The sequence below is a fragment of the Ramlibacter sp. GS1-15 genome (genome assembly GCF_057785015.1).
This window is the reverse complement of sequence record NZ_JBYNTU010000001.1, coordinates 3231128-3243006: the sequence shown is the minus strand read 5'-3', so window position 1 is coordinate 3243006 and position 11879 is coordinate 3231128. Positions and strand designations below refer to the sequence as shown.

Below are 11879 nucleotides of genomic sequence, written 5' to 3'. Positions count from 1 at the left end.
ATGCCTGAACTGACCAACACATTGCGCGAAAGCGCATACCGCATCCGGCGCTACGCGCTGCGCATGGGCGAGGTGCAGGGCCAGGGCTACATCGGCCAGGCGCTCGGCTGGGCCGACGTGCTCGCCGTCGCCTACTGCCATGCGATGCGACTGCGCCCCGACGAGCCCGAGTGGGAAGGACGCGACCGCTTCCTGCTCTCGCACGGCCACTATGCGATCGCGCATTACGCAGCGCTCATTGAAGCGGGGATCATTCCCGAATCGGAGCTGGAGACCTACGGCAGCGACGACAGCCGCCTGCCGATGTCCGGCATGGCGACGTACACACCCGGTATGGAGATCTCAGGCGGCTCGCTGGGACAGGGCCTGGTGATCGGAGTGGGCATGGCGCTCGGCCTGAAGCAGAAGCGCAATCCGGCCTTCGTCTACAACTCGATGTCCGACGGCGAACTCGATGAAGGATCGACATGGGAAGCTGCGATGGCGGCCGCGCACCATTCGCTCGACAACCTCATCTGCCTGGTCGACATCAATAACCAGCAGGCGGACGGCCCATCGGGCAAGGTACTGGGCTTCGAGCCGCTCGCCGACAAATGGGCCGCCTTCGGGTGGCACGTCCAGCGCGTATCCGGCAATGACCTTGCCGCGGTGATCGAGGCGTTCGACATCGCCCGCTCGACCAAAGTGAAGAAGCCGCGCGTGATCCTCTTCGACACGCTCATGGGCAAGGGCGTGCCTTTCCTCGAGAAGCGCGAGAAGAACCACTTCATCCGCGTCGATCCGCCCGAGTGGCAGCAAGCGCTTGACATCCTCGAGGAGACCCGGCGCCAATCGCAAACCGAAGGAGCCGCAGCATGAACACCGCTACCGCAGAAAAGAAGCCGCGCCTGACCACGTCGGCCATGATCGCGTCGATCGCGTCGGAGGGCCAGAAGGTGCGGGCCGCACCGTTCGGCAAGGCGCTGGTCGAATACGCCGCCAGCCATCCGGAAGTGGTGGGCCTGACGGCCGACCTCGCGAAGTACACCGACCTCCATCTCTTCGCGCAGGCCTATCCCGACCGCTTCTACCAGATGGGGATGGCCGAGCAGCTCCTCATGGGCGCTGCCGGCGGCATGGCGAAGGAAGGCCTCGTGCCGTTCGCGACCACCTACGCCGTGTTCGGCACGCGCCGCGCGTATGACTTCATCCACCAGGTAATCGCCGAGGAGAACCTGAACGTCAAGATGTGCTGCGCGCTGCCGGGCCTGACCTCGGGGTATGGTCCGAGCCACCAGGCGACGGAGGACATCGCGATGATGCGCGGCATCCCCGGGCTCACGATCGTGGATCCGTGCGATGCGCTCGACATCGAGCAGGCCGTGCCGCAGATTGCGGCGCACAAGGGCCCGGTCTACATGCGGCTCCTGCGCGGACAGGTGCCCGTGGTGCTCGAAGAGGTCGAAGGCTACAGCTTCGAGCTGGGCAAGGCGAAGATCGTGCGCGAAGGCAACGACGTGCTGGTGATCTCGAGCGGCATCCTCACGATGCGGGCACTGGAGGCGGCGGCGGATCTCGCGAATGACAATGTCGGCGTTGCCGTGCTGCACTGCCCGACGATCAAGCCATTGGATGAAGCGGCCATCATCGAAGCCGTGAAGTACAAGCACAGGCTCGTGGTCGTTGCCGAGAACCATTCGGTGATCGGTGGCCTGGGCGAAGCCGTGGCAAGCGCGCTCCTGCGCCATCGGGTGCAGCCGGCGGGCTTCGAGCTTGCGGGATTGCCGGATGCCTTCCTCGACGCCGGCGCCCTGCCGACGCTGCACGATCGTTACGGCATCAGCCGCGAAGCCCTGGCGGGGCGGATCAAGGCGTGGCTGCGGTAGGCACTGCAACGCGCTTTCGTTGCGTGACTTCTGCGCGACTTTTGCGCGACTCCTAAAAGCGCCTATAGGCACTGCGCGACATTTCAACGTTGGGTGGACGCCCGTAAGTCGTTGATTTCACAGACCCCTGTTCAGCGTCTCACAGGCTACGAACCAAGGGGTCGTGGGTTCGAATCCTGCCAGCCGCGCCAATTGAATCAATGGGTTAGCTTCGAAAGAGGCTAGCCCATTTTCTTTTTTGCGTGACTTTTGCGTGACTTGGTTTTGCACCAAGGGGTCGTGTGTCATTGCGGCATCGCGCCGATTCATCCGTCGCTGGACGTCGTGCTGTGGTGGCGGGGAAGGGTCACAACGAACGTGCAGCCGTGGCCGGGCCGGTTCCTGACCGACAGCGTTCCTCCGTCCGCTTCAACGCTCTGTCGCGCGATCGACAAACCCAGTCCAAGTCCGGAGCGATCGGTGTTTCTCTGGGTGAATGGAGAAAACAAACGATCGATGCTGCCGGAAGCGAGGCCGCCGCAATGGTCGCTGACCTCGATGTGAACGGAGGACCCGTATGCGGAGGCCTCTAACGTGACGTCCGTTGCCGGCGCGGTGAATTTGAAGGCGTTCTGCAGCAGATTGCCCAAGGCAGCGAGGATGCGTTCGCGATCTCCGTGCAACTCGACTTCCGGATCGATCGCCGGCACGATCAACGCGCAGCCGCTGGTGGAGGCGTACAGCCTGGCGGCGGATGCGGCGTCCGCGATGAGTTCGTCCAAGCTGTAGATCTCGCGGCTTGCGTCGTCGGTCGCGCCTTCACGCACTTCCTCGACAGCCGAATGAATGAGGCGCGTCATTGACCCGAGGGCGCGCTTGAGGACGCCACCCGTTGCTCCGTTCACGGGCAGGCCACCTGTCTCCAGCGCGGCCAGTGCCAACGTTGCGGACGAAAGAGCGTTCCTCAGCTCGTGCGCGAGAGAGCCGATTCGCCGGCGAAGCGCGAACTCGCGCTGCCGCTCGACGGCGACGTCCTTCTGAAAACTGAATTCGGTCACCGCATCGGCGATCGCGTTGTCGAGACACCGGTTCAGCGTACGGAACTCACCCACTCCGAAAGGAGCATCGCGCTCAACGGCCAGGTCGGTGATGGCCTGGCACAGGTCGCCATAGTCGTGCACCACCTGGTCGACGGTGAAGCCGAGCTCGAGCAATTGCTTGCCGTGCGCAGTCGCACTCACTCCGATCTCGGAGAGACTGGACGCTGCGCCGCCGGCCGCCCCCGAAATTTGCAAACTCTGCTTGTCATCGAGACCTTCTTCGGCTTCAAGCGTCCGCTGCAATTGGTCAAGGAACATCGGTATGCCGTTGCGCATCTGCGCATTCGTGGCGGCACGATGAGCTCTTCGGGCCACTTTGGCCCGGCAGCGTTCGACCAGCTCGGCGCGATTGTTGGCGATGAAGGTGTGCATCATTTCGCGAGTCCAGGGGAAGCACGTCGGAAGATGCCTTGCGATCCCGGCGCGGGTGCGGTGGCACAGGAAAGGCGCCGAGTGCGCGCGCCAGCTAAGGGCACGAGGGTAGCTGGGCTCTCAGGATACGCCGTTGTAGCCGCGCGGGCCATCCTCCGCGGTCGGGCTATACGTACAGAGGGTCATTTGGCGCTGTCATCGCCCATGCTGTCCACCTGGATGCCCATGATCCGCTGGACGCGGCGAGGCCTCGTGATCCGATGTACCGGCGCCTGACGAACCGCTGCGATAGCCACCCCCGCGCTTCTGCTCGCCAAGAGATACCGTGTGGGACGACTCCTCCGCGCTGAATTCATGCGTGTTCCTGTCGACCTTGAACTGGCGTTGCACGAGATCCGGGACTGTTTTCATGATGGGGCCCAACGATGCTCGCATTTTGGGATATCCCGCCGTCTCGTGTCTGTGCGCCATCCCACGCCAGCGGCCGTTCGTATACTGGACTGCGCAGCGCCTTTGCTGCCAGCCCGACCGGCAAGGAGATCGCTATGACACCGGATGTGCGCTCTCAACAGAACAGCTTGCTCGCGGCGCTGCCACGCGATGAGTGGTCGAATTGGGCACGTGCGATCGAACCGATCGAGATGCCGCTGGGCTCGGTGCTTTACGAGTCGGGGGTACAGATGAAGCACGTCTACTTCCCGGTCACGTCCATCGTTTCGCTGCTGCATGTGCTGGCGGACGGCGCGACCGCGGAGATTGCCGTCGTCGGCAACGAAGGGCTAGTCGGCATTGCGGTGTTCATGGGCGGAGAGACCACGCCGAGCCGTGCTGTTGTGCAAAGCGCTGGAACGGGCTATCGCGTGAGCGGACGATTCATCAAAGACGCTTTTGCGCGCTCAACGCCGGTGTTGCACCTGTTCCTGAGGTTTACCCAAGCGCTGATCACGCAAATGGCGCAGACTGCGATCTGCAACCGCCATCACAGTGTGGACCAGCAGTTGTGCCGATGGCTGTTGCTTAGCCTTGACCGCCTTCGCGGGCAGGACCTGGTGATGACACAGGAACTCATTGCCAACATGCTCGGCGTTCGTCGCGAGGGTGTCACCACTGCGGCCGGGCGCTTGCAGCGTGACGGGCTGATCCGCTACCAGCGCGGCCACATTGCCGTTCTGGATCGCGCGGGCCTCGAGCGACGTACCTGCGAGTGCTATGCCGTGGTCAAGGCCGAATACGACAGGCTTCTTCCAAATGAGGTGGCGAGCTAACTGCCCTCGCCATCACCGATGCTGTTGCCGCCTGGCATACGCCAACGCGTCGGCCAACCTGTCGTAGCGGAAGCTCTCATAGGCATATCGCCCGGCAACGTAGGAGACGCCCAGCAACGCCATGGTCTTGCGGTCGGACGCGCCGGGAGGTTGCTCGTCGTCGCGAGCTGCTTGGGTGAACGTTTCGCAGTCTTCCGGCAAGCCGCGAGACGACCTAGCCTTTACCAGGCGCGCGTAGCGCACCGCATCGTCGAGGTTGTCATACCGGTAGCTGCGGAAGCGATATGAGCGACCCACATGGCTGATATCCAGCTCGGCCATCAACCTGCGTCGATCTTCGGTCTCGTCCAGGCGCGCTGACGCGCCTGGATCAAGCCGTCCTCCCTCGGACGTGAAGACGCTTTGTGCGCTCGCATCCGCAGCGTCGCTTGTGACGTCGGACTGGACGGGCGGCAGAATCATGTGGAGCTCCAAAGCCATGGAACAATTCCTGGCGTGAGCAGCATCGCGGATGCAAGGACCAAGGTCTGTGCGCTACCGAACGCAGCTCCCGAGCATTCTTGCGCTCACCCCAATCGTGGAAGCGTCAATGTCCTACGCGCGCAGGGTCAGTCCAAAGCGCATAAGGCGCCGTGAGCAATCCGAATTGGCTGCTGGTGTTGGGGATGCTCCTGTTGGCGATGGTGCTGGTCAACAGCGCCTTGCATCAATTGCCATTGACCAGCCCCATGGTGTATCTGGCAATCGGGTGGATGCTCGGCCCCTCCATCCTCGGTGTTCTGCGTCCCGACCCTGTTGCGCACGCCGTGCTGCTCGAGCGCATTGCCGAAATCGGCCTGCTTGTATCATTGTTCGCGGTGGGCCTTCGTCTGCGGCTCGGCTTACGGGACCGGCGTTGGTGGCTCCCGCTGAAGCTCGCCTTCGCTTCTCTCGGCATCACCGTCGGGCTCGTGGCCGCAGTGGGTGTCGTGCTGCTCCACTTGCCGCTGGGACTGGCCATCTTGTTGGGTGCGATCCTGGCGCCCACGGATCCCGTGCTCGCCTCCGCGCTGCAGCCCGAAAAGGGAGCTGAACCCCATCCGGTGAGCTTCACATTGGCTGCGGAGGGCGCGCTCAATGACGGCGCGGCCTACCCATTCGCCCTATTGGGACTCGCGCTTGCCGGGCTGCTCGAGCGGCCGCTGCTGGACTGGGTGCTTTTCGACTTCCTGTGGTCCACCCTGGGCGGGCTCGCGATCGGTTTCATCCTGGGCGCGCTGGTGGGGAAATCGGTGGTGCTCCTTCGCAGCCGCCATGGCCAGGCGCTTGGCCTCGACGTGTTCCTGGGGCTGGGCCTGATCGGTACGTCCTACGGCCTGGCGCATCTGTTCGCCGCCTCGGGCTTTCTCGCCGTCTTTTCTGCGGGCTTGGCGCTGGCCCGCGTGCGGGAAAGCCCCGCGCCTGGGAGCCCGGCCCTGGAGCCGCCGCACACACCGGCGGGCCATTCCTACGCGACCCTGGCCGGGCATTCCCATCACGCAAGCGAGACGATGCGCGGCTCGGTCGAAGGCTTCAACGAGCAGATGGAGAAGATTTCCGAGATGGGGCTGGTGCTCCTGGTGGGCGCGATGTTGCCGTATGCGTCCGTCACGCCGTCCACGTGGTGGTTCGTTCCCTTGCTGTTCCTCGTGCTGCGGCCCCTGTCTGTGTTGCCCTCTTATATCGGTGAACGTGCAGGTGCGGGGCAGATCGCCCTCGGAAGCTGGTTTGGCATTCGCGGAATCGGTTCGCTGTTCTACCTTCTTCTGGCCTTGCGCACCGGAGTCACCGGCGCTGCGGCAGACACGCTGCTGTCTCTGACGCTCTGGACCATCGCTGCATCCATCGTGCTGCACGGCCTGAGCGCGCGCCCGCTGATGCTCTGGAGCCTGCGCCGGGCCGGGCGGCGCGATGCTGCCGACGAATGAGCGTGCGCGCGAGGCAGCCAGAGCGACCGAACGCTTGCGCCGTGGCGAATCACGTAAAGAGAAACTGTTTGTGCACGCAGGACCACCATGGTCTCGCTGAGCGCACACTGCCTACTGTGAGATTGTCCAGTGCGCCCACCCGTGAATCCATGACGAACGCCGAAACGATAGCGAGCCTGAAGGAGCGTCTGGCGCAAGCCGAGGCGAACGCGGGAAGACTTCGGCAAACCGGTTCTCAGGAGCAGTATCTCGAGGCGCATTTCCTGGCTCAAAGCCTCGAAAACCAACTCGATGCGCTGCTGGCGCGGAAGTATGGTCCGCGCTGAGATGGAACGAAGAGAGCGTGGCGCTTTCGGCGAACCCGCCGGAACGTGGACATCCGCGCATACCTTTGGCGCTGCGATCGTGCTGCTGATCTTTCTCGCCTTGGCGCTGAATTTCTGGCATCGCTGGGTTTGAGAAGCGCGCCTCGGCAGCGTCGCCTGCAATTCGAACAAACCGATTCAAGTTGTCGCCTTGCAGATCTCCGGGGCGGTGCCAACTGATTGATTCATTGGGGCGAGTCACCGTCTCCGAAAGCCAGCATGAAGCCAGCAGAATTTCTTCGCGCGATGGAACACGCCACGGCCCTGACGCGCGCCGGCGATTTGCACTCCGCGACGAGCGCCATCCAGCATGCGCTGGGTGGCATGCCCATGACCATGGAACCCCGAAGCGACGTGATCGACGTGGATGCGCGATGGATACCGGACCTGGACGATCCGCGTTTGCCCGCGGCGCCAGAGCTGTCGGGCAGCCACCACTCGGAGCAATTCATCGCAGGCCGCTTCGGCGTTGGGACTGCCGCACGCGACTACAAACTGTACGTACCTCCCGCTGCAAGCGCGCCGGGAGCCGGCCCGCTTCCCCTGGTGGTCATGCTGCATGGCTGCACGCAAGACCCCGACGACTTTGCAGCGGGCACGCGCATGAACGAAGCAGCGCGAGAGCTCGGCATGTTCGTCCTCTACCCCGCCCAGTCGCGAAAGGCCAATCCGCAAGGATGCTGGAACTGGTTCAAGCACAGCCACCAAACGCGCGGCCGCGGCGAACCGGCGCTGCTCGCCGCCATGGTGCGACACATCGCCAGCCAGTATGCGGTGGATCCGGCCCGCGTCTACGTCGCCGGACTGTCCGCCGGCGGCGCGATGGCCGCGATCCTCGGACAAGCCTATCCCGAGATCTTCGCCGCCATCGGTGTTCACTCCGGCCTGCCCGCGGGCACGGCCCGTGACCTGCCTTCCGCGCTTCAAGCCATGAAGGGCGGCCGGTCACCGGACAAAGGCACGCCGGGTCCGCGAGTTCCAACGATCGTCGTGCACGGCGATGCCGACGATACCGTGCATCCGGACAACGGCTTTCATCTCTACGCGGTCAGCTCGCCGGAAGGAATGCCCGCCGAGATCGAATTGGGTCGGGAGCCCGATAGACGCGAATGGACGCGACACCTGCAGCGCGATGCCGCGGGCAAGGTCGTTGCCGAGTACTGGGTGATCCATGGTGCAGGGCACGCCTGGTCCGGAGGCAGCGCGCGCGGCAGTTACACCGATCCGAAGGGGCCTGACGCGACTGCGGCCATGCTGCGATTCTTCGCGGAGCAGGACCGGAACACAAGCGAATCGCCGGACGGCTGAGTCCGCATCACCTTCAACCCCATACAGTCTTGGTCGCTACTCGTTCAGCCGGGTCAGCTGCTTTCGCCTCATCCGTCAATCTCCGCAGTTTCCGTTCGGCACACACCCAGGCCGACCAGGCACCGGCGTCATGTTTCAGTTGCCCGGGGTGACGTCCCTTGACCGCTTCCCACAGCCGACGCTCTTCCTGCGCGGCAGCCCGCATGACTGACGATGACGTGACGCGCGTCTTGCCGTCCATCGACAGCACGTGAATCTTGCTCATACCTATGCGGTTTCCGCTGTCGATGTGCATGACTCTGAAGAGGCGAACATCGCCTGATACCTCGAGCACGTCCGCAATGGACAACTCTCGGATCGATCGAAGCTCGAATTGATTCATGGGGCGCACCGCCTGTCGAGGCGGTCGAAAATCCGTAGTGAGGAGCGCCATGAGCACGCCGAACGGAAGAGCGCCAGATGGGAACGTGACCCAGTATGCGCCGTCCCGCCAACGTATGTTTCATCTACGGTGAGGGAAGTGCATCCAGGCGTGCCTTGCTCCGGACACGCGGACTTAAGGAACGCCGATGAAACCTGTCGCTCGCTATTCGGCAGGGCGGCGGGCCCGCATCATCCGGCGGGCAGGATGATGGTGAATTTCACCTTGTAACGGTGCTGGCGATTTTCGCGGCGCTCGCGCTCACCTTCTGGCCGGGGTGGGCACGGCTGCTCGCGATGTTTTCGTGACGATGCTCGCGTGGACCTCGCGGCGCTTGCGTGTCTAAACGAAGCGCAGCCGACCAAACACGACATCGCTCTCACGACGCAGTCGGATCGCGTCTTGAACGAGCTCCCGGGACGGCGGCAGGAACTTCCCCGCCGCGAACTCCGACCAGGCTTGTGCGAGCTTGGCTTCTGCCACGCGCGCCGATTTGTCCGACGCATGGCAGTGCAAGCGACTGATGGAGGTGATGGGGGTCATGCAGCATCGTAGGGAGCGCAGACCCTCCGCCATGTAGGACGCGACGCGCAGACGCGGATATCGGCGCGATTCGCGATAGCGATTTGTGTTGCGATCACTACAGTTGGCTGACGGCCGAGCATTGACTCGCGGTGTCCTACGGCGGCGCCGTCCATGAAGGCGCATAAAGAAGTAGCGATGAACCAAAAACATCCACCCTCGATTCCCAAGGAGGACCAGAACACGCATGAGACCAGCGGCGACGAGACGCGGCCCACCGAATCCCATGACCATCAAACCAGCGGTGGAGGACACCGAAGTGGTTCGCGCGGCGCAGGCACGTTTGAGAATTCAGATGGCAAATCGCAGCCCGGACGCGGTCCATCAGCCGGTCGCTCGACCGCGAAGCTGGACCGTGCAACCTCATCTTTCCACAACAAAGCGCGGTTCGGCGGAATCGATTACCATAGGATCGTTGACGTTTCTCAAGAGTCTGCATCTCAGGTTTCTCTTCCCCCACTCCCGCATTTTGTCGGGAAGCCGCAGTCGAATCTCCCTCCGATGATTTCTTGGCGTACGCACGGCGCAGCTCCATGCTGCCCGCAACACTCTTCATCGAAAGATCGACATGACGACAAACCAGACCGGAACTGTGAAATGGTTCAACGAGGGCAAGGGCTACGGCTTCATCGCCCCTGACGACGGCGGCAAGGACCTGTTCGCGCACTTCCGCGAGATACAGGGCGCCGACGGCTACAAGACGCTCGCCGAGAGCGCGCGCGTGCAGTTCGATGTGACGCAAGGCGCCAAGGGGCCGCAGGCTTCCAACATCCGAACGATCGCCTGACTTGAGTTCTCATCTGCTCGCGGCAACGCCACGCAACGCCGGCGCACAGCGCGTCGGCAAATATCTCGTCTCCCCTTTGGTCAAGGCGTTGGAAGACGGCTGGTTTTCCAGCTCGGTCTCGATCCGCTCAGGATCAGGGTCCGCCACCACGGACCGTATGCTGCGCTTGGAGCAGTTCTTCCGGTCGGCCGCCGAGGCGGCCGCCGGCGCGCACGCGGAAGCGCGCCGCTGGATCGACGATTCACGCGCGCCTCGCATGGCGTGCGCGACCTGATCCGGCGAAGCCCAACGACTCGCGGCCGCACGAAGGAAATCCGATGACCGAGCCGCTGCTTCTGACGACCACCCGCGTATCCACGTTCCGCGGTCGCCAACTGCTCACGGCTGCTACCGCGTTCTTCTTCCAACGCGACGATCGCCTTTTCGCGGTCACGAGCCGTCACGTCCTGCACGACGAGCCGTCGGGACACTTTCCCGACCGTATCGAACTCGTGCTTCACGTGGACGCGGTGAACCTGACGCGCACGGTCGTCCTATCGATCCTGCTCTATCATGAAGGGCGAGCCGTTTGGCGACAGGGCGCCGACTCTGGCGGGCCGGTCGATGTCGCTGTGATCGAGATTGACCGCGAGAACCTGCCGCACGAATCGGTGATGCGCGCCTTCGAGCCGCATCACATCCAGCCGCCTTCATCGGAAGTGGAGGCCGGCGCTTCGCTGCGCATCGTCGCATTTCCACTTGGCTTCTACGACACAAGGCACCACCTTCCCGTGGTGCGACACGCCATCGTCGCATCGTCCTTCGGCGTTCGCTTCGAGGGGCAAGGCTACTTCCTGACCGATGGGCGGATGCACCGGGGCACGAGCGGCGCGCCTGTGGTGCTGCGCTGCGGCGCAGGCGCCGGCGAGATTCTGTGGCGTCTGATGGGGATTCACTCGGCCGGCATGGACATGCGCGACCGCGACGCCGCTCAGGACGATACGCTGGGCTTGAACTGCACGTGGTACGCAGACATCCTGATGACACTGACGCAAGCCGATGCCACGTTCAGCGACGCCGAAATGGGGCCGCGTCCTGGTGTGCGCAGTCGGCTCGTCTCACGGCCAACCGGCTGAAGGAAAGATCATGAGCAACTCCAGCAAGCGGGATGAATGGGACCAGCACAACCGCGACGAAGCCAAAGAGCGTGCGGCGCAGCAGGAAGCGGCGGGGCCCACCTACAGGCCCGTGCCGACCGAGCCGTACGCCAGCTTGAGTGGATCGCCCGCATCCCGCGATGCCGACCTGGATGTGGGCGTTCTCATCGAAGAGTACGAGCGTGCCAACGCAGCGGAGCGACTGACGTGGCTTGCTGCGCGCGACCTGGTTGCTGACCGAAGCGGCACAGCAGCCTGGAACGAATGGAGGGATGCTGTCGAGCGGTCGCAGAAGGCCGCGCGTGCGCTCGTCAACTTCGACACCGGGCGCACGACCAGCGCTTGACAGTGCCCCAAGGAGAGATTGATGCCCTTTTACAGCGACGACCAGTCCACGCGCATCCGCCCGGGTGGCCTGCGCTACGAAAGCAAGGCCGCCGGAAGCAGCTTCGCCGGGATGGCTTCCTCGAACATGAGTTGCCTGCTGTGTGGACAGCACCGGCCGCGTTCGCAACTGCGCGCGTTCAAGCTGGCCGGCGCGTCCCAGCACCGCTGCAAGGACGGATGCTGATTCACGGGCAGGCTACCCCCCGTTCGGCCACTGGGGTGTCGGCTACGTCGCCTGCGCGCGCTGGAGCGCAGCATCCATCGCGCGGTGGAGTTCCCGGTACTTCGCATCCGCGATCCGTCGCAGTTCCCGGGCTGTTCTGCGGCCTCAGGCGGCGGCGGGATGCGGGACACGCCTCTGTGATA

At 63.8% G+C, this 11879-nt stretch carries 16 protein-coding genes; 12 read left to right on the top strand and 4 right to left on the bottom strand.

Annotation, left to right across the window (positions count from 1 at the left end; translation table 11 throughout):
- Entirely contained in the window at positions 1-858 is an 858-nt protein-coding gene (locus AC3EF3_RS16195) for a transketolase (RefSeq protein ID WP_488533173.1), read from the top strand.
- Positions 855-1865: a transketolase family protein gene (locus AC3EF3_RS16190; protein ID WP_488533172.1), complete on the top strand. Its 1011-nt coding sequence runs from the start codon at positions 855-857 to the stop codon at positions 1863-1865. Before AC3EF3_RS16195 ends, AC3EF3_RS16190 begins: the two co-directional genes overlap by 4 nt.
- 305 nt (positions 1866-2170) lie before the next feature.
- Here AC3EF3_RS16190 and AC3EF3_RS16185 read toward each other — a convergent pair whose 3' ends face one another.
- Entirely contained in the window at positions 2171-3319 is a 1149-nt protein-coding gene (locus AC3EF3_RS16185) for a sensor histidine kinase (protein WP_488533171.1), read from the bottom strand.
- A 542-nt stretch (positions 3320-3861) separates the two neighbouring features.
- On the opposite strand from AC3EF3_RS16185, the gene AC3EF3_RS16180 reads away from it, so the two are divergent.
- Positions 3862-4581 carry a Crp/Fnr family transcriptional regulator gene (locus tag AC3EF3_RS16180; RefSeq protein WP_488533170.1) on the top strand — a complete coding sequence of 240 codons (720 nt, stop codon included), beginning with the start codon at positions 3862-3864 and terminating at the stop codon, positions 4579-4581.
- A gap of 12 nt (positions 4582-4593) precedes the next feature.
- Here the strand turns inward: AC3EF3_RS16180 and AC3EF3_RS16175 are convergent, their stop codons facing one another.
- A complete protein-coding gene (locus tag AC3EF3_RS16175; protein WP_488533169.1) occupies positions 4594-5061 on the bottom strand; it encodes a hypothetical protein in 468 nt (155 codons plus the stop codon).
- 152 nt (positions 5062-5213) lie between these two features.
- Here AC3EF3_RS16175 and AC3EF3_RS16170 point away from each other — a divergent pair, with 152 nt between their 5' ends.
- The 4 genes from AC3EF3_RS16170 to AC3EF3_RS16155 all read left to right on the top strand — a co-directional run bounded on the left by AC3EF3_RS16170 (position 5214) and on the right by AC3EF3_RS16155 (position 8200).
- Positions 5214-6527 (top strand): cation:proton antiporter, encoded by a 1314-nt coding sequence (locus AC3EF3_RS16170; protein WP_488533168.1) that lies wholly within the window; start codon positions 5214-5216, stop codon positions 6525-6527.
- A 149-nt stretch (positions 6528-6676) separates the two neighbouring features.
- A complete protein-coding gene (locus tag AC3EF3_RS16165; RefSeq protein ID WP_488533167.1) occupies positions 6677-6853 on the top strand; it encodes a hypothetical protein in 177 nt (58 codons plus the stop codon).
- 1 nt (position 6854) lies between these two features.
- Positions 6855-6986 (top strand): hypothetical protein, encoded by a 132-nt coding sequence (locus tag AC3EF3_RS16160; protein ID WP_488533166.1) that lies wholly within the window; start codon positions 6855-6857, stop codon positions 6984-6986.
- A gap of 152 nt (positions 6987-7138) precedes the next feature.
- Positions 7139-8200: an extracellular catalytic domain type 1 short-chain-length polyhydroxyalkanoate depolymerase gene (locus AC3EF3_RS16155; RefSeq protein ID WP_488533165.1), complete on the top strand. Its 1062-nt coding sequence runs from the start codon at positions 7139-7141 to the stop codon at positions 8198-8200.
- A 13-nt stretch (positions 8201-8213) separates the two neighbouring features.
- Here the strand turns inward: AC3EF3_RS16155 and AC3EF3_RS16150 are convergent, their stop codons facing one another.
- A complete protein-coding gene (locus AC3EF3_RS16150) occupies positions 8214-8582 on the bottom strand; it encodes a hypothetical protein (RefSeq protein ID WP_488533164.1) in 369 nt (122 codons plus the stop codon).
- A gap of 381 nt (positions 8583-8963) precedes the next feature.
- Positions 8964-9164 carry a hypothetical protein gene (locus tag AC3EF3_RS16145; RefSeq protein ID WP_488533163.1) on the bottom strand — a complete coding sequence of 67 codons (201 nt, stop codon included), beginning with the start codon at positions 9162-9164 and terminating at the stop codon, positions 8964-8966.
- Between the two features lie 607 nt (positions 9165-9771).
- Here AC3EF3_RS16145 and AC3EF3_RS16140 point away from each other — a divergent pair.
- Genes AC3EF3_RS16140 through AC3EF3_RS16120 form a run of 5 tightly spaced genes read left to right on the top strand, consistent with a single transcriptional unit; the run spans position 9772 to position 11697 of the window.
- Positions 9772-9990 (top strand): cold-shock protein, encoded by a 219-nt coding sequence (locus tag AC3EF3_RS16140; RefSeq protein WP_488533162.1) that lies wholly within the window; start codon positions 9772-9774, stop codon positions 9988-9990.
- 1 nt (position 9991) lies between these two features.
- Positions 9992-10264, top strand: a complete 273-nt coding sequence (locus tag AC3EF3_RS16135) for a hypothetical protein (protein ID WP_488533161.1) — start codon at positions 9992-9994, stop codon at positions 10262-10264.
- A 43-nt stretch (positions 10265-10307) separates the two neighbouring features.
- The gene (locus AC3EF3_RS16130) at positions 10308-11105 is read left to right on the top strand and encodes a trypsin-like peptidase domain-containing protein (protein WP_488533160.1); all 798 of its coding nucleotides are present in this window, start codon (positions 10308-10310) and stop codon (positions 11103-11105) included.
- 10 nt (positions 11106-11115) lie between these two features.
- Entirely contained in the window at positions 11116-11472 is a 357-nt protein-coding gene (locus AC3EF3_RS16125; RefSeq protein ID WP_488533159.1) for a hypothetical protein, read from the top strand.
- Positions 11473-11493: 21 nt separating this feature from the next.
- The gene (locus AC3EF3_RS16120) at positions 11494-11697 is read left to right on the top strand and encodes a hypothetical protein (protein WP_488533158.1); all 204 of its coding nucleotides are present in this window, start codon (positions 11494-11496) and stop codon (positions 11695-11697) included.
- Positions 11698-11879 lie beyond the last annotated feature (182 nt).

Bases quoted from the DNA above. Each gene is read 5' to 3' on its own strand.
- AC3EF3_RS16195 (WP_488533173.1), top strand. From the start codon at position 1: ATGCCTGAACTGACCAACACATTGCGCGAAAGCGCATACCGCATCCGG.
- AC3EF3_RS16190 (WP_488533172.1), top strand. From the start codon at position 855: ATGAACACCGCTACCGCAGAAAAGAAGCCGCGCCTGACCACGTCGGCC.
- AC3EF3_RS16185 (WP_488533171.1), bottom strand. From the start codon at position 3,319: ATGATGCACACCTTCATCGCCAACAATCGCGCCGAGCTGGTCGAACGC.
- AC3EF3_RS16180 (WP_488533170.1), top strand. From the start codon at position 3,862: ATGACACCGGATGTGCGCTCTCAACAGAACAGCTTGCTCGCGGCGCTG.
- AC3EF3_RS16175 (WP_488533169.1), bottom strand. From the start codon at position 5,061: ATGGCTTTGGAGCTCCACATGATTCTGCCGCCCGTCCAGTCCGACGTC.
- AC3EF3_RS16165 (WP_488533167.1), top strand. From the start codon at position 6,677: ATGACGAACGCCGAAACGATAGCGAGCCTGAAGGAGCGTCTGGCGCAA.
- AC3EF3_RS16160 (WP_488533166.1), top strand. From the start codon at position 6,855: ATGGAACGAAGAGAGCGTGGCGCTTTCGGCGAACCCGCCGGAACGTGG.
- AC3EF3_RS16155 (WP_488533165.1), top strand. From the start codon at position 7,139: ATGGAACACGCCACGGCCCTGACGCGCGCCGGCGATTTGCACTCCGCG.
- AC3EF3_RS16150 (WP_488533164.1), bottom strand. From the start codon at position 8,582: ATGAATCAATTCGAGCTTCGATCGATCCGAGAGTTGTCCATTGCGGAC.
- AC3EF3_RS16145 (WP_488533163.1), bottom strand. From the start codon at position 9,164: ATGACCCCCATCACCTCCATCAGTCGCTTGCACTGCCATGCGTCGGAC.
- AC3EF3_RS16140 (WP_488533162.1), top strand. From the start codon at position 9,772: ATGACGACAAACCAGACCGGAACTGTGAAATGGTTCAACGAGGGCAAG.
- AC3EF3_RS16130 (WP_488533160.1), top strand. From the start codon at position 10,308: ATGACCGAGCCGCTGCTTCTGACGACCACCCGCGTATCCACGTTCCGC.
- AC3EF3_RS16125 (WP_488533159.1), top strand. From the start codon at position 11,116: ATGAGCAACTCCAGCAAGCGGGATGAATGGGACCAGCACAACCGCGAC.
- AC3EF3_RS16120 (WP_488533158.1), top strand. From the start codon at position 11,494: ATGCCCTTTTACAGCGACGACCAGTCCACGCGCATCCGCCCGGGTGGC.